Raw genomic sequence first — 22741 nt, 5'->3', positions numbered from 1 at the left:
TTACCCGAACGGTCCGCCCGCCGCCAGCGCGGCAACGATTGCGGATTTGCCCCACAGGGGTTTTCGCGCCCTAGGACTCTTGATTCCGTGATTATAAGAAACCAAAAAAAGGTAGTTCTTGAATCGAGTGGTTTTTGTTGCCCCTAACAAACCGTTATAATCGGTAATAATCGTGAAAAATCGTTAAATATATATTATATATAGTTAATTACCGATAGGTAATAACCCTAATATGTCAACTATAGTGTAAAGAATAACAATAGATATCATGCTAATAAGCACAATAATCACTATTGTTCTTGCAGTTGTAATATTTATTTCGTAATTATAAAATGTTTTAAATTGCCAGACAAGGCCCTTATATAGCCTTTTTCTAAAGGCCAACATAAGGCTAAGAAATATAATATAGCCTATTAGTAAAAAATGTTCTGAGATTTCCATTTGACTCTCTCTAATTGCATTTTCCAGGGCCCAGGTTGAATTTTATTAGTTTGCCAGTTTGGTAATAATTGAAAGTGGGGCCTGGGGGCCTTCTTCCAAAACCAAGTTCAGCTGAAGCATTTTCCTTAAAATTTGTTATTCCAGCACGACAAAAAACACCTTGATCATATAATGTATAATTTTTCCCAATATTTGGATTTTGCTTAGACCAAGTAATTCCGACATCGGCGAGCCAAATTGAACCAACTCCAAATCCATAACTTATATACAACCCACAGTCAGCTAGTGTAATAGAAAGATTTACTCCTACTATTCCTCCACCACCAATACTGAATGTCATCGAATCATTTGCTGTAAAATCGATAAAACTAAGTGGATTATTTTCTGCATATACAAAATGTTGGCCATAATTTTTATTTAGTTCTTTTCTAAAATCATTAACTTGTAATACTTGGGAAAATTCTGCCTGCAGATATCTCCCCGCGGTCGGATCGTAGTAGCGGTGCCAGTTGTAATTCAGGCCGGTTTCCGAATCATAGTACTGACCGGGGAAGCGGAAGTTCATGGTGACAGTCTCGCCGTCGCCGTCGGGATCCTCGTCGAGCGACACGGTTTTGCCGAAGGGTTCGTATTCCGCCGCCCAGACCACCGCGCCGTCGGCGTCGGTCAAACGCACCGGCGCCCCGATCTGATTCAAATGCGCCCAATACGGCTTGTACACCAGCACTTCCTCGTCGTCGGCCTGACAATTTGGGAATTCATTCGTGTTTATTCGTGTTCATTCGCGGTTAATTCTAAATGAAACAGCGAAAGAACGCCAATGATGGCGTAACACATTACAAACCAGTGCAAGTTGAATCTTGCGATTACAAGAGTCTTCGGCAATCCGCAAAACCGGTCAAACGGCTGCCTGGGGCGCGACAATCGGCGATGAAAACCGTTGGGTCATTTTCCGAGCGGTTTGGCGGCTGCGGCCGGTTGCGGTCCCATTTCGAATTCGAGGGTTCCGCCGGCGGCGATCCGGTCGTGGGTGAACCAGGGATCGGCCAGCAGTTCACCGTTCAATCGGACCGCCTGGACGTACAGGTTTTCCGGGCTGTTGTCGGTCGCGGTGACGATCAAATCGCCGTCCGGCAGATGCAGCACCGCCTCGTCGAACAGTGGGCTGCCGATCAAATAGATATCGGTGCCGTTGAGCGGGAAAAATCCCAGCATAGTGAACAGCAGCCAGGACGACATCGTGCCGCCGTCGTCGTTGCCCGGCAGGCCGTCGGGCCCGTCGCCGAACTTGGTCGCGACGATCCAGCGCGTCCACTTCTGCGTCAGATCGGGCCGCTCGGCCTGGGCGAAAATGTACGGATAGAAAATGTCCGGCTCGTTTCCCGCCCAATAGTAGCTGCCCGGCAGAACGATTCCCGGTGGACCGTCGGCCGCCAGTTGAAACGCCTCCTCCAGTTTGGCCGTCATGGCCGCTGTCGATCCGAACAAGGCGCTCAGGCCTTCCAGATCGTGCTCCGCGCAGAAGGTATATTGCCAGGCGTCGCCTTCGACGTAGTGTTCGTTGAACGGGTTATCCGGAAAAAACGGGGTATCCCACGAGCCGTCGGCGTTTTTCGGGCGCAGGAAGCCGGTCGCGGGATCGAAATGGTTGCGGTAATAGCGGCTGCGTTCCAAAAACAGCGCCGCGTCCGCCGGCAAGCCCAGGGCGTCGGCCCACTTCGACAGGGCGGCGTCGGCCCGGCAGGCTTCGGTGATGTGACTGACTCCCCGGTAGCACTGATCCTCGGGCAGAAAATGCAGGTTGATGTATTGATCGAGGCAGTCGCGGGCGCTGCCCCCGGTGGCCTGGGCGTAGCAGCCTTCGTAGGCGGTCTGGTAGTCGAAATCGCGGACGCCTTTCAGATAGGCCTCGCCGAAGACGATATGGGCGGGCGTTTCGATCATCGAGCCGGTGTCGCGGACCGCGCCGGCCCAGCGGGGAACGGTGCCGCCCTGCACGTACATGTCGGTCAGCGATTGCAGCAGATCGGCGGCGCGGACCGGATCGAGCAGATCCAGGAACGGATGATAGGTGCGGTAGGTATCCCACAACGACATTTCGGTGTAATAGCGGCGGCTCCCGGAATCGTGCGTCTGCCCGTCGTAACCGAAGTAGCGGTTGTTCGCCTCGGTAAAATCGGACGGCATCATGTGGGTGTGATACAGCGCGGTGTAAAACATGCGTCGCAGCCGCGGCGTGCCGCCGCGGACCTCGATTTTGCCCAGTTCTTCTTCCCAGGCCGCGCGGGCGGCGAGCCACACGGTATCGAAATCGGCGTCGGCGACCTGCGCGGCCAGGTTGGCCCGCGCCTGCGCGACGCTTTGGAAACTGATGGCGACCTTGACGATCAACGGTTCCGCGGTGGCGGCGAAACCGACGTAGGCGCCCGCGTCGGGCGCTTGCAACGAAGTTCCCGCTTCCGCCGGCCCGCCGTAATGCCAGACCGCCGAATCGGTGAACGGCCGCGAGAAGGTCAGGGCATAGTAGACCACGTAGCCGTCGGATTTGTTTTGGGCGCCGCTGTAATCGATCCAACCCGAGATCGCCTGCTCGCCCGCATCAATTTCAATCAGGGAGTCGTACGTCCAGCCGTCGATCTGGTAATACGACGGCCAGACGATGAAGTAAGGGGAAACGCCGGCCGCGTAAGTGAATCGCTCGACGCCGCTATTGGCCGCCGCCGCCAGTTCGACCCGCGTTTGCGCGTCGTCGAGGTAGGCCGAGTAGTAGCCGGGCGTCGCGATTTCGGTTTCCTTGGCAAAGGCGCTGCGGAACATCGCCTCCCGGATGTCGCCGGCGGGCTTTTCCTTCATCGGCATGACCAGCAGGTTGCCCTCGGCGGGTCCGCCGACCCCGAAGAGCTGGGTGTGGACGAACCCGCGGATTTGCGGATCGGAATAGTTGTAGCCGGAAAACTCCTGCTGATACGGGTTGAAGCCGTTGCGGGTGGTGTTGGGGTTCAGGGTGATCATGCCATGCGGATATTTCGCGCCCGGATACGCCGCCGCGTAGCCGTAACCGAGACCGCCGGTGCCGATGTACGGATCGACCTCGTCCAAAACGTCGGCCGGCGTGGTGTCGTCGTTATCGTCGTTGTCGTCATCGCCGGGTGACGAATCATCGTCGTTATCGTTATCGTCATCGTCGTCGTCGGTCGGTGACGAATCATCATCAAGGCCGTTTTGGCCGGAATCGTCGTCGTCATCATCAGCGGCGCACGACGCCAGGAACGCGATGGCCGTAAGCAACAGGAAGGCCCAGGCGCAGGATTGAAAAAACCGCATGGCGCGATCCTCCTTCTATTCGGCGGCTCCCGACCAATAGCGCCGCCGCGGCGTTTGAAAATCCAGTTCGAGGCGCTGGCCGTCGTAATGGATTCGGGTGATTTGCGCGCCGTACTCCTGGAAGGAATACGGATTGTCCCAGCGCGCGAACGGCCCCAGGTCCACCGTCTCACCCGCCACCGTCAGCGGGCCTTCCCGCCCGACGACGACCTCGCCGAGGCTCGGCGATTCATAGGTCAGTCGATCGCCGATTTCGATCGTCGCGCCGGCGACGGCGTTGACGAACTGCGTGAACGGGCCGTTGTGTTCGCGGTCGCCCAGTTCAACGATCCAGATGTTTTCGCGGCCGGGAGCGATCAGTTCGTAATTGTTTTGCGCCGACCAGGACGGCGGGTTTTGCGAATAAAGCGCCACGTAGGCCTCGCCCTTCCGCCCGATGACCCAATGGCCGCGCGCGGCGGTCTGGTCGAAGGCGCTTCTTTTGAAGTAGGCGTGCGTGTAATCGGCGAAGAGCAGGTGGTCGATCAGCGGCAGTTCCGGCCGCCAATATTGGATGACGCCGACGTTGCGGTAAAACGTTGCGCGCGGCAGCCAGCCGCCGATCCAGGGTCCGTCCATCAAGGAGGTCAGCCACCCGATGCTCGGGTAGGACGTGAAGACGAAGGCCGTCCGATCGAGCGTCGCCTGCCAGGCCTGGACCTGCGCCGACCACAGGGCCGGCTTGTAATCCTGGACGCCGGAAAGCTGATAGGCGGAGGTGCGATAGGTGTAGGTTCCCGCCGACTCCAGCGCCACGCCGCGCGCCAGCGGTTCGTAGGTTTCGGCCAGCGAAGGCAGCAGCGGGCTGCCGACCAAAAAGCGCAGGAAAGCCAGATCGCTCCACAAATAGCCTTCCCACAGGTTGTAGTATTCGACCATCTCGAACGTGCCGGCGATGATCGGCGGCGCCGCGTAACCGGTCATTCCCCACCAGACCAGGATATCCGCGAAATCCTCGTAGCCGACGCCGTAGGACGGGCCGGCGGCGATGTCGAGGCCGTCGCGCTGGCGGTGCTCCAGAGCCGGCGCGGCCGCGGCGGCAATATCTTCCAGAATCACTGGCGGCCAATATTTTTCACTGGTCGCCAAAAACGCGCCGGTGAAGTTGCTCGGATCGAGATAATCACCCAAGCCGAGCAAAATCCAGGCGGCCTCGCGGGTGGAATCGGTCAAGCCGTCGAGCAGATGGCTTTCGTAGGTGCGGCCGTGCGCCGTGGCATAAAGCCCGTCGTAGGTGTTGCTCGCCAGATCGAAGGTCAACTCGTCCAGCAGCATCGCCGCTTTGACGGTGATCGCTTCGTCGTCTGAGTAATCGACCAGGTTGAGCAAGGCCGCCATGGTCTCGTTGAGGTAGACGTTGGAGTGCCATTCGGCGAAACCGAAGCGGCCGCGGATCGCGAGCCAGCGGTCCAGCAATTCCCGCGCGTGGGCGGCGTGCTCCGCGCCGGTGGCCAGCGAATTGTAGAAGATCTGATCCGGAAACAACTGGCCCGCCAGCAGTTCGGCCGCGTGAAACAGCACCTGATGATTTTCCGACCACCAGCACATATCATCCGGACCGGATTCGTCGAGCCAGTACTTGAACGTCAGCACCGTCGATTCCATCAGCGCCTTGAGGTCCGCCGGCAGGATGGATTCCTCGCGGTCGAGGTAAAGCAATCGCAGCACGGCGTTCAGATCGAAATCCGCCGTGTCCTCGCGCGAGGCGATCGTGTTCAGCGACAAGAGGATCGCGGCCTCGTTGAATTGCCCGGTTCCGGTGAAGGCGCGGCAGACCTGGCCGTTGGTCGTACCGAGGGGCGGCGCGCCGTATTGGTCGCAATAGGCGAGAAACTCGGCCTGCCGGGCGAGAAAATCGGCGGACGGTTCGAGCGGGTCGTCCGGGCCCGTATAGTCATCGTCGGCCGAATCGTCGTCGTCGTCATTATCGTTATCGTCATCGTCGCTGGGAGAGTCGTTGTCATTGTCGTCGTCGTCATCGCCGCCGTCGTCGTCAACCGGCGAAGCATCATCATCGCCTTGGCTCGGGCCGGAATCGTCGTCGCCCGGGTTCGCGCACGACGGCAAAAACGCCAGCGCCAACGGCAAAAAGACCGCCAGTACCCAGAGCCGCCGGAAATTCATGGCCGACTCCTTGAGGAGCGGGTGGAACCTTGGGTCGGTATCCGAGCCGCGCCGCCGCAAGCGGCGAACGCACGGCTTTATCATCCGGTGAAGGCAAGCGAGCCCGGCGCGGGTGCGGTGAGGTGGAGTTGGCGGATCCGCCGCAACGGGTCAGCAATCCTGGGCATCGGCAATCGAAAGGAAATCCCGCCCGCCCGGATAATCGGTATCCCGTTTTACGGGGTAATTCAAGTCGCCGGCCGGCTTAGAATCCGCAACCGCCGGAACTGTCGTCATCGTTGTCGTCGTCGCCGGTTCCGTTCCCGGTGGAATCGTCGTCGCCCGAGGTGTCGTCGTCGGTCGCGTCGTCGTCGGTCGCGTCGTCGTCGGTCGCGTCGTCGTTGTCGTCGTTGTCGTCATCGTCGTCATCGCCGGTCGTGTCGTCGTCATCGTCGTCGCCCGGGTAAACGGGGTGATAGAGGCCGCTGTGCCGGTCGTCGGCCTGGTAGGTGCGCCAATGAACGCCGCCGGGGCCGAACGTGTAATCGGGCGAGCGGTACAAATTGACCGACTCCACGCCGTTCGCGGAACCCACCGCCCCGATTTCCGGCACGCCGTCGCCGTTGACGTCGGCCAGCGTGGCGCCGTTGAGGTAGGTGAAGCCCGCCGGGCGCAGCGGCCAGCCGGCGAGCGGTTGCGCGTCGGCGTCGACGGCGAACAGGTAGCCCTGGTTGTCGTCCAGCAGGTTGTTGGTGAAGAGGATTTCCAACCGGTCGTCGCCGGTGATGTCGGCCAGCACGTAACTGCCTTCCGCCCCGCCGGTCATCCGGTACGGGAATGGCGCGAAATCGGTGCCGTCGGCGCGGATCACGAACAGGTTGTCGTCGGCGATCGTGCCGCCGGAGCGCCCGGCCACCACTTCGAGGCCGCCGTCACCGTCGATGTCGCCCACCGCGGGCGGCGCGAAGGTCCAGGCGTCGCCCAGGTCGTACGGCCAGCCGGCCAGTTCCGCGCCGTCGGCCGTCGTGACGTGCACGCGGTTGAAATCGCCGTGCGTCGTGGTGACGATCTCCAGCCGACCGTCGCCGTCCAGGTCGGCCAGCGCCGGCGAACCGTAGCTGTAGCCTTCGCCCGCGATGGTCCGGGGGAAGTTCGCCTGGGCGATGCCGTCCGCGTCGACCACCCACAAGCTGCTGTACGAGCAGATCGCCACTTCCAGGCCTGCGACGCCGTCGATGTCGCCCACCGCGGCGCTGGTCGCCGGCACGTGGTCCAACACAACCGGCCAGGAGCCGCCGATCGAATTCAGGTCGCCGTCCCAGGCGTGCAGCCAGCCGGTGGAGCTGCCGCGTTCGTCGACCAGGATTTCGAGCGCGCCGTCGCCGTCGAGATCGGCGAGGGTCGGCGGGCTGTTGGACGCGCCGCCGTGGGGCAGGGCTTTCTGGGCGAGTTTCGTGCCGTCGCCGGCGAAGACGTACACCGTGGGCGTGGGCGAGCCGCCGGAGGCGTCACGCGTTGCCACGACGATCTCGGGATCGCCGTCGCCGTTGACGTCGCCGACCGCCGGGACGGTCTGCGCCAGGCCGGTTAGGGCGGCGGTGAAGACCTTGGCGCCGTCCAGTTTCCAGACGTGGAGCTGCTGGCCGGCCGTGGCGACGATGACTTCCAGATCAGGGTCGGCGTCGACGTTCGCCAGCACCAGGCCGCACGTTTCGCCGAAGGTGACGTTGCCCGTCACTTCCTGCGGCCAACCGGGCATTTGGGTGACGGCCGCCCGGGCCGGCGACAACAGAGCGAACCAGAACGAAAACACCGCGAGGGAAACGAAGAGTCGTCGCATCGGCACCTCCGTGCGCCGTTGTGCGGATTCGGCGTCGCCGATCAGCGTTTCTTGGCCGGAGAAGGCTTGACGAGTTTTTTCAGGATGTCGCCGTCCCAGACCGCCTTGAGCCGCGGCCGCGGCGGATGCCGGTCGAAGACGTACTGCGCCAGCAGCGGCAGGGCGACGCTGGGTTCGACCCACGCCATGGCGCTGCGGGCCTGGCGGTCGATCTTGCCCCAACTGGTGGCTTCCTTGAGCGTGCTGCTGGACAGGCCGCCGTCGGCGACGACGGCCGTGGTGACCTGCAGGGCGTAATCGTGGCCGCGCTCGAGGCCGAAGATGTAGCTCATCACCACCGAGTCGTTGATGTAGTTCTTCGGCACGCCGCCCGCCACGTAGATGGCGGCGGTGCACGCCGATTTGACGACGTACTGGGTCAGCTCGTAGTTGTCCTGGATCGAATCGATGCCGAGGCTCGGCCGGCCCTGCTGCCGGGCGCGGTGCCGGTGTTCGGTCAGGCCGATGCCGATCGACGAGTCGTTGAGGGCCGGCGCGAAAATCGGCACGCCCAGCCGGTGGCAGGTGCGGACGATGGATTTTTCGTCCTCGAGCTGCGCGCCGAGATAATCGATGAACTGGCGGCTGGAGTAATTGCCCGGGGGTAGCGCGTCGGCCTGTTTGCCGACCCACAGGTCGGTGTTCCAGAAGGCGATTTCATCGACGTAGGTATCGTAGATGCGGTCGATGTACATGTCGCGCAGGGCGGCGTCGTCGGCGTGCGGCGTGCCCTTGTAGTGTTTGAAGCCGCGGGCCTGATAGATGTCCTGGTACAGGATGGCGCCGGTGGACACGACGACGTCCACGTAGCCGCCCTCGATCAGGCCGCGAATGACGTCGCGCAGGCCGGCGGCGATCAGCGGCCCCGCGAGCCCCAGAAAAACGGTCGGGCGGCGGCGGTCCCGGTACAGGCCGTCGAGCACCTCGGCGCATTGGCCGATGGCGCGGGCCTGGATGCTCATGTTCTTCATGGATTCGACGAGCTCGGCCACGGTCAAGCCGGGTTTCGGCTCCAGTGACTGCAGGCTCTTGGCCAAGACCTGTTTCTTGCGACGGCTCAATTCGGAAGAGACGACCGGAAAAACGATTCCTTCCGGAACCTTTATCCTCGCCATACGACACCTCCTGCTACCGCTGACCGAACGACGGTTTTCCAGGGATTTGATTGTACCGAAACATCGTCCCTCGCCGTCGTCTTGTCAATGCAATGGAAGAACGCTGACCGGCGGCTATTTTCCCAACAACATGGCGGCGCTTTCGCCGGCCCAGGTCATGAACCAGTGCGGCAGTATGCCCAGGCCGATGACCAGCGCCACGGTCGCCGCCAGCACCACGCGGCCGGGCCAATCGTGCGGGATCGCCTCGGCCGGCGTTGTCTCGACCACCGGTTCGCTCATGTACATGAAATAGATGACCCGAATGTAATAATAGACCGACAGCGCGCTGGTCAAAACGCCGATGATCGCCAGATGCGTCAGGCCCGCCTCGACCGCCGCCGCGAACAGCAGGAACTTGCCGACGAAGCCCACCAGCGGCGGAATGCCGGCCATGCTCACCAGGTAGACCGTCAACGCCAGGGCGAGCCACGGGTGGCGGCGCGACAGCCCGCGGTAGGCGTCGAGCCGATCGGCGTCGGCGCTGCCGGAAGAAAGGTGCGAGACCACCGCGAAGGCGCCGACGGTCATCAGCGTGTAGGCCAGCAGGTAGAACAGCACCGCGCCGGCCCCGGCCTGATCCTGCCGGATCATCGCCGCGATACCGACCAGGATATAGCCGGCGTGCGCGATCGACGAATAGGCCAGCAGGCGTTTGAGGTTGTTCTGCACCAGGGCGGCCACGTTGCCGAACACCATCGTGCCGATGGCGAGGTAGTAAATGACGACGATCCATTGCGGGGCCAACGGCTGGAACGCGGTGACCAACAGGCGCAGCAGCGTGGCGAACGACGCCGCCTTGACCGCCGCGGCCATGAAACCGCTGACCGGGCTGGGCGCGCCCTGGTAGACGTCGGGCGTCCAGACGTGGAAGGGGAAGGCGGCGATCTTGAAGCCGAGGCCGACCAGCACCAGCGCCATGCCGCCCAGCACCATCAGGCTGTCGCCGTTTTCAAAGGTGCAATGTTCGGCGATCACCGTCAGGTTGGTCGAGCCGGCGTGGCCGAACAGCAGGGCGATGCCGTACAGCAAAAAGCCGGTCGAGAACGCGCCGAGGAAAAAGTACTTGATCGCGCTTTCGCCCGATTCGGCGCGCCGCCGCAGAAAACCGGCCAGCACGTAAACGGAAATCGACAGGATTTCGAGGCCGAGAAAGATCATGATCAAATCGACCGCGCCGACCATCGTCATGCCGCCGAACACCGCGCCCAGCAGCAGCGCGTAATACTCGCTCTGGTCCTCGCCGACGGTGCGCAAGTAGTTCCAGGCCGACAAAACGCCCAGCATGCCGGCCAGGCACAACAGGCCCTGGGCGAACAGCGCCAGCCGGTCGCCGACGATCATCGCCGAGAAACCCTGTGCCTCGGAGGCGTTCGACCACCGCAACGCCACCGCGACCAGCGCGACGGCCAGCGTCGCCAGCGCCAAGACCGGCGGCAGGTCGCGCACCCGGGGCCGCGTGTCGCGCGGCGAAACGATTTCGGCCAGTAGGACCATCAACAAGCCGTACAGCACGAGCAGCGGCGGTCCGTACAGGCTGAAAGACATGTTGCTCATCGGTGCAGCCTCTTACTCCACGACGAAGGCCGGCCCCGGCGCCGGCACCGCCGCGCTCGCGGGCGCCGCCGGGGCGGTCCGCGCCGGCGCGGCCGGTTTGGTCATCGTCAGCCATTGGTCGATGCTCGGTTGCATCTTTTCCAGGAACGTCTTCGGATAAACGCCGATCCAGAAAATGAACACCAGGATCGGCAGCAGGTAAGCCCATTCGCGGAAGGTCAGGTCGGCCAGGCCCTGGTTGGCCTCGTGTTTCACCGGGCTGAAAAAGACCCGTTGCACCAGCCACAGCATGTAGGCGGCGCCCAGGATGACGCCCGTCGTCGCCACCACGGCCAACGGTCGCCAGTGCTCGAACGCCCCCAGCAGAATCAGAAACTCGCCGATGAACCCGTTGGTTCCCGGCAGGCCGATGGACGAGAGCGTGACCAGCATGAACAGCGCCGTGAAGGCCGGCATCACTTTCGCGATGCCGCCGAAGTCGGCGATCATTCGCGTGTGGCGCCGCTCGTACAGCACGCCGACCAGGAGGAAGAGGGCGCCGGTGGAAAGGCCGTGATTGATCATCTGCAGGGTGCCGCCGGCGGCGCCCAGCGCGTTGCCCGCGAACAGCCCGAGCATCACGAAGCCCAGGTGGCTGACGCTGCTGTAGGCGACCAGTTTTTTCGCGTCCTTCTGCACCATCGCCACCAGCGCGCCGTAGACGATGCCGATCACTGCCAGCCCGATGAACAGCGGCGCGAGCCGCGCGGCCGCGTCGGGGTAGAGCGGGATGGCGTAACGCACGAAGCCGTAGGTGCCCATCTTCAGCAGCACACCGGCCAGGATGACCGAACCGGCGGTGGGCGCCTCGACGTGGGCGTCGGGCAGCCAAGTGTGGAAGGGAAACATCGGCACCTTGATGGCGAACGCCAGCGCGAAGGCCAGGAAGCACCAGGTTTGCAACTGGAGCGGCAGATCCGCCTCGTACCACAAGGTCAGATCGAAGGTCCGCTCGGGCAGGTGGAAGTAGGTCACCAGGAGGGCGATCATCATCAGGACCGAGCCGACCATCGTGTAGAGGAAGAATTTCACCGCGGCGTAAATGCGGCGCGGCCCGCCCCAGACGCCGATGATCAGGTACATCGGCACCAGCATCGCTTCCCAGAAAACGTAGAACAAAAAGACGTCGAGGGCGCAGAAGGTGCCGATCATCGCCGCTTCCAGCAGCAGGAAGGAGATCAGGTAGGCCTTCACGCGGTCTTGGATGTATTTCCACGACGCCAGCAGGCACAGCGGCGTCAGGAAGGTCGTCAACAGCACCAGCAGCAGGCTGATGCCGTCGATGCCTACCGCGTAGTTCGCCCCCCATGAGGCGATCCACGGCACCGACGGCTCGCGCAGCCACAGGTTTTTCGCCGGGTCGTACAGCCAGAAGAGCGGCAGGCTCAGGGCGAAGGTCAGCAGCGAACCGGCGAGCGCCACGCAGCGCAGCAGTTCCTCTTTGCGCCGATCCAGCAGCAGCAGGACCGCGACCGCCGCGAGCGGCGAGAAAATCACCAGCGACAAGAGTCGAACGGACATCGTTTACCTACTCCGACGCGCTCACAGGCGCCACAGTACCAGGCCCAGGAGCACCACCGCGCCGAGGCTGATGGTCAGCGCATAGGCGTAGACCCGGCCGGTTTGCAGCCGGGCCAACAGGGCGCCGCTTCGTTTCGCCGTCGCCGCGACGCCGTTGACGGCGCCGTCGATCACCGCGGCGTCGATGAACAACCAGAGGAAATTCGTCGCGACGCGCTTGAGCGGATTGATCACCGCCGCGTCGTTGAATTCGTCGACGTAGTACTTGTTCCAGACCGCCCGGTGCAGTTTCGGCCAGGCGGTCGTGAACCGTTCGGCCCGGCCGAGGCGGCGGCCGTAGAAGACGAACGCCAGCGCGATGCCGGTCAGCGCCACCAGCACCGACAACGCCATCAGGCCGATTTCCAGCGCCGCCGGCGCGTGCCCGCCCTCGGCCGCGGCCTCCCCGCCCACCACGGGCGCGAGCCAGGACGCGAAGTGCGCGCCGCCGCCGATCGCCGCCGGCACCCCGGCGAACCCGCCGACGACGCTGAGCAGCGCCAGCACCAGCAACGGCACGGTCATCATCTTGGGGCTCTCGTGCACGTGCGCGGCGGTGTGCGGTTCGAGGCGGCTTTCGCCGAAGAAGGCCAGCAGCAGGGCGCGGAACATGTAAAACGCCGTCATCCCGGCCGTCAGCAGGGCCAGGCCGTACAGCGCGTAGTTCCAGGCCGCCGGCACGCCGTCCAGGTGCTTGGCAAAGGCGTTCCAGAGAATCTCGTCCTTGGAGAAGAAACCGGCCAGCGGCGGCACGCCGGCGATCGCCAGCGTTGCGATCAGGAAGGTGGCGAAGGTCACCGGCAGTTGCTTGCGCAGGCCGCCCATCTTGTAAACGTCCAGTTCGCCGGACAGCGCGTGCATGACGCTGCCGGCGCCGAGGAAGAGCAGCGCCTTGAAGAAGGCGTGGGTCATCAGGTGAAAGACGCCGGCCGCGTAAGCGCCCAGGCCGACGCCGACGAACATGTAGCCGAGCTGGCTGATCGTCGAGTAGGCCAGGATGCGCTTGAGGTCGCGCTGGGCGAAGGCGATGGTCGCCGCGTAAAACGCGGTCAGGCCGCCGACGGTCGCCACGACGGCCTGCGAGAACGGCGCGAGGTCGAACAGGAAGTGCGTCCGCGCGATCATATAGACGCCGGCGGTGACCATCGTCGCGGCGTGAATCAGGGCGCTGACCGGGGTCGGGCCCTCCATCGCGTCGGGCAACCAGAAGTACAGCGGGATCTGCGCGCTCTTGCCGGTCGCGCCGAGGAAGAGCAGCAGGGTAATGGTCACGATCACGCCGCCGCTCACGCCCGCCAGCTTCTGCGACAGGCCCTCGAATTCCAGCGTGCCGAAGTGGTAATAGCAGAGAAAAATCGCCAGCAGAAAGCCGAAGTCGCCGATTCGGTTGACGACGAACGCCTTCTTGCCCGCGTCCGCCGCGCTCGGCTTTTCGTAGTAGTAGCCGATCAGCAGGTACGAGCAGAGGCCGACGCCTTCCCAGCCGACGAACATCACCAGCAGGCTGTCGCCCAGCACCAGCAGCAACATCGCGAACACGAACAGGTTGAGGTAGGTGAAGAACCGCCGGAACCCGGGGTCGCCGTGCATGTAACCGACGGCGTAAACGTGAATCAGGAAGCCGACGCCCGTCACCACCAGGACCATCACCGCCGACAGCTGGTCCACCACGAGGCCGAACGGCACCTGCAGGGCGCCGACGCCGATCCACGAAAACAGCACCTGGTGCAGCGCCTCCGGCCGGGACGCCGCCCGCAGCTCGAAAAAGCCCAGCAGGCCGGCGACGAAGGAAGCCAGGATCAGCAGCGACGCCAGGGCCCCCGCGAAACCGTCGCGCCGCGGCCACAACCGGTGCGACAACACGCCGTTGGCGATCGTGCCCAACAGCGGAAACAGCGGAATCAAAAACAGCCAGTCACCCATCGACCGCTCCTAGCCCCGCATCGAATCGAAGCGCGAAATGTCCACCGTCGCTTTCCGGCGGTACAGCGAAACGATGATCGCCAGGCCCACCGCGGCTTCGGCGGCGGCGACGGCCATGACGAACAGCACGAAAATCGGCCCGTCGACCACGCCCAGGCCGGCCGACAGGCCGACGAGCGTCAGGTTGACGCCGTTGAGCATCAGCTCGATGCACATGAACATGACGATGGCGTTGCGCCGCACCAGGACGCCGAACACGCCCAGGGCGAACAGCGCCGCGCCCGTCGCCAGCGGGAAGCTCACGGGAATCATGCCGGCCTCCCTTCGTCTGCCGCGGCCTCGTCGGCATGCGGGCTGTCGATGGCCGCCGCCGTGCCGCGCGGCCGCCGGGTCAGCACCACCGCGCCGATGATGGCCACCAGGAGCAGCACGCTGGCCACCTCGAACGGCAGCAGATACTTATCGAACAGGACGCGGCCCAGCGTCGCCGGCGCGACGCGTTCGGCGAGGCCCGCGCCCGCGTCGACCACCGGCGTCTCCGCCAGGGCGCGCCAGGCCAGGTACAGCAGTTGGCCGCCGAGCAGCGCGCACACCGCCAGCGAGGTCACCTTCTGCGGCGTGCTCCACAGGCCGGTCAGGCCCCGTCCCGGGTCGCGCAGCGCCAGCAGCATGATGGTGAACACCACCAGGATCAGAATGGCGCCGGCGTAGACGATGATCTGGATCATCGCCAAAAACGGCGCGCCGTGCAGAATGTACAACGACGCCAGGCAGAGGAAGGTGAACAGCAGCGCGATCGCGCTGTTCACCGGGTTCCGCCGCGCCACGACGTTCGCTCCGCCGATCACGGCGCCCAGGGCGAACAGCACGTACAGCGATAGCATCAGCATCGGGCGCCTACTCCTTTGGCTGGTCCGCGCTCAAGAACGCTTTGTCGTAAAGCAATTGGCGCTTGTCGGTCACCGCCAGCTCGAATTCCTCGGTCAGCACGATCGCCTCGAAGGGGCAGACCTCGGCGCAGAAACCGCAAAACACACAACGGGCGACCTCGAGTTCATAGACTTTCGGGAAACGGTCGCCGTTCGGCAGCTCGCCGGGCTCGAGGTAGATGCACCGCGACGGGCAGACGGCGGCGCACAGGCCGCAGGCGACGCACTTGAGCGACCCGTCCTCGCGCACGGCCAGTCGCTGGCGGCCGCGGTATCGCGGGGCGATCGGGCGATGCTCCTCAGGGTATTGAATCGTCACCGGCCGCCGGAGCGCGTACTTGAGGGTCAGCCGCAGGCCCGCGAGCAGGTCGGTCAACAGGAATTTTCTCAGGTTTCCCAAACGCATCCCCCTCTCAACCGAAATAGCCCCAACCGATCGCCCGGCCGATGTACATCAGGACGCCGGCGACGAACAGGTTGGCCAGCGCCAGGGGAAAGAACACCTTCCAGCCGTAGCCCATGAGTTGGTCGTAACGGGGCCGCGGGAACGTCCAGCGGATCCAGACGAGCACCGCGATCATCAGGAAGGTTTTCAGGCCGAACCAGACGATGCTCAGGTAGGGCGCCAGCCATTCGGGCAGGCCCACGTCGACGAACGGCAGTCCTTGCCAACCGCCCAGGTAGAAGGTGGTGATCAAGGCCGAGATGGTGATCAGGTTGCCGTATTCGCCGACGAAAAAGGCGCCGAACTTCATCGAACTGTATTCAGTGTGGTAGCCGCCGACCAGTTCCTGCTCGGCTTCCACCATGTCGAAGGGCGCCCGGTTGGCCTCGGCGAGCATCGCCATCATGAAGATGAAAAAGCCGACGGGGCCCCAGGGCAGGCGGAAAACGTTCCAGGCGTCGGCCTGGGACGCCACGATGTCGTTCAGGCTCAGGCTGCCGGCGCTCATGATCGCCGGCATGATCGACAGGCCCATGGCGATTTCGTAGGAAATCATCTGGGCGCTGGCCCGCATGCCGCCCAGCAGCGAGTACTTGCTGCTGCCCGCCCAGCCGCCGAGCAACACGCCGTAGACCGCGATCGAACTGACGGCGAAGACGAACAGCACGCCGACGTTCAGGTCGGCCATCGAAAATTTGTTCCAGGCCGGCGGCAGGCTTTTGAGGAACGGCACTTCCGGCCCGAAGGGAATCGCCGTCACGTACAGCATCGCCGTGGAGACCGCGATGATCGGCGCCAGGATGTAGAGGAACCGTTCGGCCTGGTCGGTGACGATGTCTTCCTTGAAGAACAGTTTGACCGCGTCGGCGATCGGCTGCAAAAGCCCCAGGGGACCGGCGCGGTTGGGGCCGACGCGCCGTTGGAGCCGCGCCGCCCACCGCCGCTCGTACAACGTGTTGTAGGCGGTGAAGGCCAGGAAAATCACCAGGAACACCAGGACCTTCACCATCGCTATGAGGACCATCCACCACACGGGTCGCCGCTTCCTTTCTCGATCCGCGGGGCGCGCCCCCGCCGCATTAATCCTTCAACTTGGTTTGCTGCTGCCGCAGGCAAACCCGAATCCGCCGAATCACCTCCGGGTGGGCCAGCGGCATGTTGCCGACTTCCGCCTGGATCGCCCGGGTATCGAGCCGCAGTTCGTCGCGCCGCCCGTCGGACCGGATCTTTTCATGGCACAGCACCCAGGAAACCCCGGGCGAACCCATCAACAGCGTGATCAGGGTCTCGCCCAGGTCGCCCAGCGGCTTGCGGTTCGGATGGCTGTATTGCATCCAGCCGCGCAACCGCGAGCCTTGCTCGGCCGCGCCCTCGATCTCGACGCGCCCCGCCGATTCCTCGCAGGCCCGCGCGAACAGGGTCAGCCCGAGGCCGCTTTCCTGGTCCGTCTGGAACGCGTCGTTCCCGCGCGCCGGCTGCGGCCGCGCCGCCGACCGGCCGTCATCGGCGATTTCCACCGTCAACCGGTCCGCCGGCAGATCCTCGACGATCCGGATTTCCACCAACCCCGCGCCCGCCGCCGTGCTGTTCTCCGCCAGGTCCATAATGTGGTGACTGATCTGGTCCATTTGGGCAACCCACACTGTTTTGAATGCCGGGCCGACGGTTTATTTGTCGATGTCGGCCAGGCAAATGTCGATCGTCCCGATCAGCGCCACCATGTCGGCCAGGAACCGGCCCGGGGCCATTTTCACGATGCTCTGCAAGTTGCTGAAACTGGGCACCCGGATCGCGCACCGGTACGGCTTGGGGCCGCCGTCGGATACCAAGTAAAAACCAAGTTCGCCCTTCGGCGCCTCGGAGGCGAAGTACACTTCACCGCGCGGCGGCGAGAACCCTTCCACCACCAGATGGAAGTGATGAATCAAGGCTTCGATGCGGGTGTTGACGTCCACCCGGGGCGGCGGCGCCACGGCCGGCACGTCGGCCATCACCGGGCCGTCGGTCAGGCGGTCGAGCGCCTGCTCGATCAGCCGGACGCTCTGGCGCATCTCGCGGATGCGCACCAGGTAGCGGTCGTAGGTGTCGCCGGCCTGGCCCAGCGGCACTTCAAAGTCGTATTCTTCGTAACCGCCGTACGGCAACACCTTGCGCAGGTCGTAGGCCACGCCGCTGCCGCGGGCCATCGGGCCCGTCACGCCCCATTCCAGGATGTCGGCGGCCGACAACACCCCGATGCCGCGGGTGCGGGAATTCCAGATCCGGTTGTTGGTCAGCAGGGTTTCGTATTCGTCGACCTTGCGCGGGAAAATCCGGCAGAACTCGCGGCACTTTTCGACCCAGCCGGCCGGCAGGTCGGCGCTCACGCCGCCGATCCGCGGGTAGCTGACGGTCATCCGCTGGCCGCTGATCGCCTCGAACAGCTCGTATATGAATTCGCGGTCGATGAACGAATAGAGGAACACGGTCAGCGCGCCGATGTCGGCCGCGTGGCTGCCGATCCAGATCAGGTGGCCGCCGATGCGCGACAACTCGGCGACCGCGATGCGGATCGCCCGCGCCCGCGCCGGAATGTCCTGCTCGATGCCCAGCAGCCGCTCGACGGCCCAGACGTAGCCGAGGTTGCAGCTCATGCAGGCGGTGTAATCGAGGCGGTCGGTCAGCGGGATGATCTGGTGATAGGTCATGCCCTCGGCCAGTTTTTCGATGCCGCGGTGCAGGTAGCCGATCACCGGCGTGGCCGAGACCACGCGTTCGCCGTCGAGTTCCAGGATGATGCGCAGCACCCCGTGGGTCGAGGGGTGTTGCGGTCCCATGTTCAGGGTCATGTAGCGCGACTGGGCCGGGGTCATGCCGGTTCCTCCGTGCCCTCGACCGGAAAGTCCTTGCGCAGCGGATGGTAGTCCGCGTCCTCCGGCAGCAGCAGGGGGGCCAGGTTCGGGTGGCCTTCGAACCGGATGCCGAACATGTCGTGGGTTTCGCGTTCGTGCCAGTTCGCGGCCTGCCAGAAAGCGGCCAGGCTGGGCAGGGCCGGCGGCTCGCCCGCCGCGCGCACCTTGATCGCCGCCTGGCCCGGCAGGGTCAGGCTGGTCAGGCGCACGACCACCTCGAACGGCTCGGCGTCGTCCGGGTAATGCACGCCGGTCAGGTGCGAGAGGATGGTGAAGCGCAGCGCCGGATCCTCGCGCAGCCGGCGCACCGTCGCCACGTATTGTTCGCGGGATACGGCGACGGTCGGCAGCCCGCCCCGGTCCGTTTGCCACGCCAGGTCGGGAAACATCGCCGTCAATCGATCCAGTAGTGCCTTTTGATCCGTCATCCGTCAGGCCCGTTTTTTAAATGAGTCGGTTTGAACCTTCTTTTTCAGCAGTTCCTGAATCCCGTAGAGCAGCGCCTCGGGACGCGGCGGACAACCGGGCACGAAAACGTCGACCGGGACGATTTGATCGACGCCCTGCACCACGGCGTAACTGCGGAAAATGCCGCCCGAACAGGCGCAGGAGCCCATCGCCAGCACCCATTTGGGTTCGGTCATCTGGTCGTAGACCTTGCGCATGACCGGCGCCATCTTTTTCGTCAGCGTCCCGGCGACGATCATCAAATCCGCCTGGCGCGGGCTGGCCCGGAAGATTTCCATGCCGAACCGGCTGATGTCGTAGTGCGCCATCGCCGCGCCCATCATTTCCAGCGCGCAGCAGGCCAGGCCGAACGTCACCGGCCAGGTCGAGTACGTCCGCGACCAGTTGACCAGCTTATCGACGGTGGTCGTCAGAAACCCGTCCGGGATATGTTGCTCTATTCCCATTCCAGCGCCCCCTTGCGCCACAGGTAGAGGTAGCCGATGAGCAGAATCAGCACGAAGGCCGCCATCTCGCCCAGGGCGAACAAGCCGAAGCCGGCGCTCATTTCCTTGTAAATCACCGCCCACGGGTAAAGAAAAATGACTTCCACGTCGAACAGGATGAACAACATACCGATGATGTAGTACTTCATCGGGAACTTTTCATGGGTGTCGCCGATCAGCGGCACGCCGCATTCGTACGGGCTGAGTTTTTCCGCCGTATCCTTGCGCGGACCGATCAGCCGCGACAGGCCGACGATGCCTCCGGCGCCGATGAGCACGACAATCACCAGGTAGAAAAAAACGGGAAGAAAATCGGTGGGCATGAGCGTTCCTTACCGTCCGAACGTGGAATTTGCGCCGATCTTAGCATCCTTCATCAACCTGTCAACCAACCGAAAATGCGGATTAAAAACGAGAAAAGTCCAACAATTGCGCCGTTTGAAACCTCCGCCGCCCGCCGCCCGCCGGCCGATAGCGATTCGCCGCCGATTCCGCTAGAATCAGCCATCCTCGGTCGGAAGGAGCCACCGCTTTGAAGTGGATAAAAAGCTTTTTGCTGCATCCCTGGGTGAATCGCTTCAACCTGCTGTACCTGTTCGCCGGATTGACGGCGGTCGCGACGGTGCCGGGCGACTACAACCTGGGCTGGTTCGTGCTGGGCGGGGAAGCGGCCTACCTGACGGTGCGCGGCATTCTCGACCGTTCCCGCCTGCCCGCTTTTCAGTTGCGGCGGCTGCCCGCGAAGGAGCGGCAGCGCTACCTGCGGCTTTGGGAAACGGCGCGGCGCGTCGAGGAGGATCTGCAAGCCAACAGCCACCGCATTGGCGCGATGTCGGCCAGCGCCACGCAAGTCAAAAGCCTCTTGAAATCCTTTCTTGAACTGCTCCTGGCCGGCCGGCGGATCGACAGCAACGTCCTGGGTCGGCGGATCGACTTCAACGCCGAGATCCTCAAAGCCAACGCCCAGAAGGCGGCCGCCCAGGAAGCGGAACGCGCCATTCTGGACCGCAATATCGAAGTGTTGAAAAAGCGCCAGGAAAATTACCTGGAACTAGTCGAAAAACGCCGCCTCATCGACCACCGCCTCGGGGCCATCGAAAACGCCATCGAACTGCTGGCCGAGGTCGGCGCCGGCCTGTCGGATTCCAGCGAGGCCGCCGATCAGGTGCAGGTGATCCTGTCGAACGTCGAGGACGCCCAATCGTTCGTCGAAGAACTCAACCAGGTGATCGCCCCAATCCAGAGGCAGAAACTGTCGTGAGCCTGATGCTGCGCATCTGGAAATTCCTGGCGCGCTGGCCCCGATTGCAAACCGTTCTGTTGTCGCTGCTCAATCCGCGTTTTTTGATCGGCGCCGTGGCGGTCATCTTCGACGACCGCGGCCGGCTGGTGCTTTTCCACCACACCTACCGCCGGCGCTATCACTGGTCGTTCCCCGGCGGCTGGATTCGCCGCTACGAGGAACCGGAAGAAGCCCTGCGGCGCGAGATTCGCGAGGAAGCCGCCCTGGATCTGGAAGTTCTGGCCCCGTTGGCCTCGCTGGCCGGGCCGGTCTGGCCGAATTTCGAGGTCGTCTACCTGGCGCGATTCGCCGGCGGCGCGTTCCGGCCCAGCGCCGAGGTCGACGAAATGGCCGCCTTTACCGCCGCCGACCTGCCCGATCTCAAACCCTACCAGCGCTCGCTGGCCCTGGCGGCGTTCGCCGCCCGCGAACAAGGCAAGTTGCCCTCGGCCGTCTGGTCGGCGGCGCCGTTCCGGAAGCCGGACAGATAATCCCGGTTCAGCGACGACTATTGAATATAATTGAGGCTTTTCAAGTGGTTGATCGTGGCCGCGGAGGGGATTTGCGCGGCGGCGGTGCTGTTGGAGCGGCCGTAACTGGCGATCCGCGGCAACAGCTTTGGGCCGTCGAGGCACTCGGTCCAGGCGCGACCCGGCATATCCAGCGCGGCGGGCAGCCCCAGCAGGGTCAGCATGGTCGGCATCGCGTCGAAAACGGAAGGATCCTTCGCCGGTGAACCGACGCGGATCCCGGCGCCGGCCAGATAGTACACGCCTTCCGGATCGTGCTCGCCGGAGTTGGTCGCGTCGAAATCGAACAGGCGGGACAGATGCGGGTGGCGGTTGCCGATGTTCCAGCGGTCGGTCGGGCGGCGATCGGGCGATAACAGGGCGGGCGCGACGACCGCCTCGAGCACGCGGGCCGGCGGTTCGCCGGCGCCGGCCGCGGTCAGGTCGTGAATCGAAACGCCGGCGAAAAGCGGTTCGCCGCTGTCCAGTTTGGCGTTTTCCAGGAGTTCCTTGGCCGATCGCAGGTCCGTTCCGGGCCGGGCGCACAACTGCAGCGTCTCGTCGACGCGCGTATCGCAGGCCGTGAATCCCGGCAGGTTTTTATTCAGAATGGCGGCCAGTTTCTCGGCGTTGGCGATCGGCAAGGGAGGGCCGGCGACGGGGCGGAGCCCGTGATCGGAAAGCAGGAGAATCGCCGTATCCGGCCCGGCGAGCGTCAGGGCCAGACCGATCCAGGCGTCCAGCGTCCGGTAGGCCTGCGGCAAAGCCTCGCGGTAAAAAGCGACCGCTTCGTCGGTGAAATGCCAGCCTTGCCGGCGAAAATGTTCCGGCTCGGCTTCCAGAAAATGACGGTGGGCCGTGTAGTCGGCGTCGGTGAGGTAAAGGACCACGACCGCCGGCGACTTTTCGGCGCGCCATTGGGCGACTAGGCGCCGGCCGCTCGCCAGTTTTTGCGGGCCGAGCAGGTTTTCCTGCGGATCGATCAGGAAAACGCCCAGCAGCGCCGTCCACAAGCCGTGCCGGCGCGTGATGTCCCAGAGGCGCGGGGCGTGCACATCGGCCGGTTGATAATCGAGCAAATCGCCGGTTCGCGGATCCGACTTCAGAAATCCTTCGATGCCGTGTTCCGCCGGCGGCAGGCCGGAATTGATGGTCGTCCAGATGGGCGGCGAGCGCAATTCGCAGCAACTGGTCAGACGGCCGCCCGTACCGCGTTCGAGCATCGTTTCCAGGGCCGGCATGGAATGTTCGGCGCGGTAACGTTCGACCAGCGCCGGCGTCATACCGTCGAATTGCAAGACGATCAGTTTCGGCCCCGCCGGGTTTTTCCAGGCGAGCCGGCGATAGGCTTCAGGATTGTCGGGCGCCAGGAGCAGCGCATCGGCCGGCAGGGGTGGTTGGTCGGACCATTCGTAGTGCGTCTGGTAGCCGGGGTGCTCGACCCGAAATTTGTACTGGTCGTTGCGGACGTCGCGCGCCCCTTTGGCGCTCGTCAACCGCTCGCCGGTCAGCAGGTCGACGGCCGGCGGATTCTTGATCAGCGTCACCGCCGCCGCGTCCAGATCGCTGTAGGCGGAGCCGGGCGAATGATAAATGCTGCGGAGAAACGGGATGAGCGCCAGGACGAAAAAGATTGTAAGAATCAAGATCCAGACGCGATAACGCGCCGGCCGGACGTAGATCAGGCGAACTAAAGAGCCGAAGCGCATCAAA

Annotated in this window: 20 protein-coding genes; 2 read left to right on the top strand and 18 right to left on the bottom strand. The window is 63.6% G+C overall.

The annotated features are described in order from the left end of the window. Window positions 1-451: 451 nt before the first annotated feature. The 17 genes from GX444_15755 to GX444_15675 all read right to left on the bottom strand — a co-directional run bounded on the left by GX444_15755 (window position 452) and on the right by GX444_15675 (window position 19560). On the bottom strand, window positions 452-1162 hold the full coding sequence (locus GX444_15755; GenBank protein NLH50035.1) for a hypothetical protein: 711 nt from the start codon (window positions 1160-1162) through the stop codon (window positions 452-454). Window positions 1163-1386: 224 nt separating this feature from the next. Further along, complete coding sequence (locus GX444_15750; GenBank protein NLH50034.1) at window positions 1387-3765, bottom strand: glycoside hydrolase family 92 protein; 2379 nt, start codon at window positions 3763-3765, stop codon at window positions 1387-1389. Between the two features lie 15 nt (window positions 3766-3780). Then, complete coding sequence (locus GX444_15745) at window positions 3781-5928, bottom strand: hypothetical protein (protein NLH50033.1); 2148 nt, start codon at window positions 5926-5928, stop codon at window positions 3781-3783. 244 nt (window positions 5929-6172) lie between these two features. Then, the gene (locus GX444_15740; protein ID NLH50032.1) at window positions 6173-7747 is read right to left on the bottom strand and encodes a VCBS repeat-containing protein; all 1575 of its coding nucleotides are present in this window, start codon (window positions 7745-7747) and stop codon (window positions 6173-6175) included. 41 nt (window positions 7748-7788) lie between these two features. After that, window positions 7789-8901, bottom strand: coding sequence for a deoxyhypusine synthase family protein (locus tag GX444_15735; protein ID NLH50031.1), 1113 nt, complete (start codon window positions 8899-8901; stop codon window positions 7789-7791). A gap of 114 nt (window positions 8902-9015) precedes the next feature. Next, window positions 9016-10497 carry an NADH-quinone oxidoreductase subunit N gene (locus GX444_15730; protein ID NLH50030.1) on the bottom strand — a complete coding sequence of 494 codons (1482 nt, stop codon included), beginning with the start codon at window positions 10495-10497 and terminating at the stop codon, window positions 9016-9018. A 12-nt stretch (window positions 10498-10509) separates the two neighbouring features. Then, complete coding sequence (locus GX444_15725) at window positions 10510-12057, bottom strand: NADH-quinone oxidoreductase subunit M (GenBank protein NLH50029.1); 1548 nt, start codon at window positions 12055-12057, stop codon at window positions 10510-10512. 21 nt (window positions 12058-12078) lie between these two features. Continuing rightward, a complete protein-coding gene (nuoL, locus tag GX444_15720; protein NLH50028.1) occupies window positions 12079-14019 on the bottom strand; it encodes an NADH-quinone oxidoreductase subunit L in 1941 nt (646 codons plus the stop codon). Window positions 14020-14028: 9 nt separating this feature from the next. Continuing rightward, window positions 14029-14331, bottom strand: coding sequence for an NADH-quinone oxidoreductase subunit NuoK (nuoK, locus tag GX444_15715; GenBank protein NLH50027.1), 303 nt, complete (start codon window positions 14329-14331; stop codon window positions 14029-14031). Then, window positions 14328-14909: an NADH-quinone oxidoreductase subunit J gene (locus GX444_15710; protein ID NLH50026.1), complete on the bottom strand. Its 582-nt coding sequence runs from the start codon at window positions 14907-14909 to the stop codon at window positions 14328-14330. Before GX444_15710 ends, nuoK begins: the two co-directional genes overlap by 4 nt. 7 nt (window positions 14910-14916) lie before the next feature. Continuing rightward, window positions 14917-15327, bottom strand: coding sequence for an NADH-quinone oxidoreductase subunit I (locus GX444_15705; GenBank protein ID NLH50025.1), 411 nt, complete (start codon window positions 15325-15327; stop codon window positions 14917-14919). Between the two features lie 34 nt (window positions 15328-15361). Further along, window positions 15362-16417 carry an NADH-quinone oxidoreductase subunit NuoH gene (gene nuoH / locus GX444_15700; GenBank protein NLH50024.1) on the bottom strand — a complete coding sequence of 352 codons (1056 nt, stop codon included), beginning with the start codon at window positions 16415-16417 and terminating at the stop codon, window positions 15362-15364. A gap of 55 nt (window positions 16418-16472) precedes the next feature. Next, complete coding sequence (locus GX444_15695) at window positions 16473-17021, bottom strand: hypothetical protein (protein NLH50023.1); 549 nt, start codon at window positions 17019-17021, stop codon at window positions 16473-16475. Window positions 17022-17060: 39 nt separating this feature from the next. Beyond that, window positions 17061-18221: an NADH dehydrogenase (quinone) subunit D gene (gene nuoD / locus GX444_15690; protein NLH50022.1), complete on the bottom strand. Its 1161-nt coding sequence runs from the start codon at window positions 18219-18221 to the stop codon at window positions 17061-17063. 20 nt (window positions 18222-18241) lie between these two features. Continuing rightward, window positions 18242-18712: an NADH-quinone oxidoreductase subunit C gene (locus tag GX444_15685; protein NLH50021.1), complete on the bottom strand. Its 471-nt coding sequence runs from the start codon at window positions 18710-18712 to the stop codon at window positions 18242-18244. Window positions 18713-18715: 3 nt separating this feature from the next. Then, complete coding sequence (locus GX444_15680; protein ID NLH50020.1) at window positions 18716-19198, bottom strand: NADH-quinone oxidoreductase subunit B; 483 nt, start codon at window positions 19196-19198, stop codon at window positions 18716-18718. Next, window positions 19189-19560 (bottom strand): NADH-quinone oxidoreductase subunit A, encoded by a 372-nt coding sequence (locus tag GX444_15675; protein ID NLH50019.1) that lies wholly within the window; start codon window positions 19558-19560, stop codon window positions 19189-19191. Before GX444_15675 ends, GX444_15680 begins: the two co-directional genes overlap by 10 nt. Before the next feature lie 209 nt (window positions 19561-19769). On the opposite strand from GX444_15675, the gene GX444_15670 reads away from it, so the two are divergent. Both GX444_15670 and GX444_15665 read left to right on the top strand, forming a co-directional pair. Beyond that, window positions 19770-20498: a hypothetical protein gene (locus GX444_15670; GenBank protein ID NLH50018.1), complete on the top strand. Its 729-nt coding sequence runs from the start codon at window positions 19770-19772 to the stop codon at window positions 20496-20498. After that, the gene (locus GX444_15665) at window positions 20495-21010 is read left to right on the top strand and encodes an NUDIX hydrolase (protein NLH50017.1); all 516 of its coding nucleotides are present in this window, start codon (window positions 20495-20497) and stop codon (window positions 21008-21010) included. Before GX444_15670 ends, GX444_15665 begins: the two co-directional genes overlap by 4 nt. Before the next feature lie 17 nt (window positions 21011-21027). Here the strand turns inward: GX444_15665 and GX444_15660 are convergent, their stop codons facing one another. Then, window positions 21028-22737, bottom strand: coding sequence for an alkaline phosphatase family protein (locus GX444_15660; GenBank protein ID NLH50016.1), 1710 nt, complete (start codon window positions 22735-22737; stop codon window positions 21028-21030). Between the last annotated feature and the right edge of the window lie 4 nt (window positions 22738-22741).

It is taken from the genome of Myxococcales bacterium (assembly GCA_012517325.1).
Taxonomy (GTDB): Bacteria; Lernaellota; Lernaellaia; order Lernaellales; family Lernaellaceae; genus JAAYVF01.
Note: the sequence above shows the minus strand (reverse complement) of the source record. Positions and strands in the feature narration are given on the sequence as shown.

Bases quoted from the DNA above. Each gene is read 5' to 3' on its own strand.
- GX444_15750 (NLH50034.1), bottom strand. From the start codon at position 3,765: ATGCGGTTTTTTCAATCCTGCGCCTGGGCCTTCCTGTTGCTTACGGCC.
- GX444_15745 (NLH50033.1), bottom strand. From the start codon at position 5,928: ATGAATTTCCGGCGGCTCTGGGTACTGGCGGTCTTTTTGCCGTTGGCG.
- GX444_15740 (NLH50032.1), bottom strand. From the start codon at position 7,747: ATGCGACGACTCTTCGTTTCCCTCGCGGTGTTTTCGTTCTGGTTCGCT.
- GX444_15735 (NLH50031.1), bottom strand. From the start codon at position 8,901: ATGGCGAGGATAAAGGTTCCGGAAGGAATCGTTTTTCCGGTCGTCTCT.
- GX444_15730 (NLH50030.1), bottom strand. From the start codon at position 10,497: ATGAGCAACATGTCTTTCAGCCTGTACGGACCGCCGCTGCTCGTGCTG.
- GX444_15725 (NLH50029.1), bottom strand. From the start codon at position 12,057: ATGTCCGTTCGACTCTTGTCGCTGGTGATTTTCTCGCCGCTCGCGGCG.
- nuoL (NLH50028.1), bottom strand. From the start codon at position 14,019: ATGGGTGACTGGCTGTTTTTGATTCCGCTGTTTCCGCTGTTGGGCACG.
- nuoK (NLH50027.1), bottom strand. From the start codon at position 14,331: ATGATTCCCGTGAGCTTCCCGCTGGCGACGGGCGCGGCGCTGTTCGCC.
- GX444_15710 (NLH50026.1), bottom strand. From the start codon at position 14,909: ATGCTGATGCTATCGCTGTACGTGCTGTTCGCCCTGGGCGCCGTGATC.
- nuoH (NLH50024.1), bottom strand. From the start codon at position 16,417: ATGGTCCTCATAGCGATGGTGAAGGTCCTGGTGTTCCTGGTGATTTTC.
- GX444_15695 (NLH50023.1), bottom strand. From the start codon at position 17,021: ATGGACCAGATCAGTCACCACATTATGGACCTGGCGGAGAACAGCACG.
- nuoD (NLH50022.1), bottom strand. From the start codon at position 18,221: ATGACCCTGAACATGGGACCGCAACACCCCTCGACCCACGGGGTGCTG.
- GX444_15685 (NLH50021.1), bottom strand. From the start codon at position 18,712: ATGACGGATCAAAAGGCACTACTGGATCGATTGACGGCGATGTTTCCC.
- GX444_15680 (NLH50020.1), bottom strand. From the start codon at position 19,198: ATGGGAATAGAGCAACATATCCCGGACGGGTTTCTGACGACCACCGTC.
- GX444_15675 (NLH50019.1), bottom strand. From the start codon at position 19,560: ATGCCCACCGATTTTCTTCCCGTTTTTTTCTACCTGGTGATTGTCGTG.
- GX444_15660 (NLH50016.1), bottom strand. From the start codon at position 22,737: ATGCGCTTCGGCTCTTTAGTTCGCCTGATCTACGTCCGGCCGGCGCGT.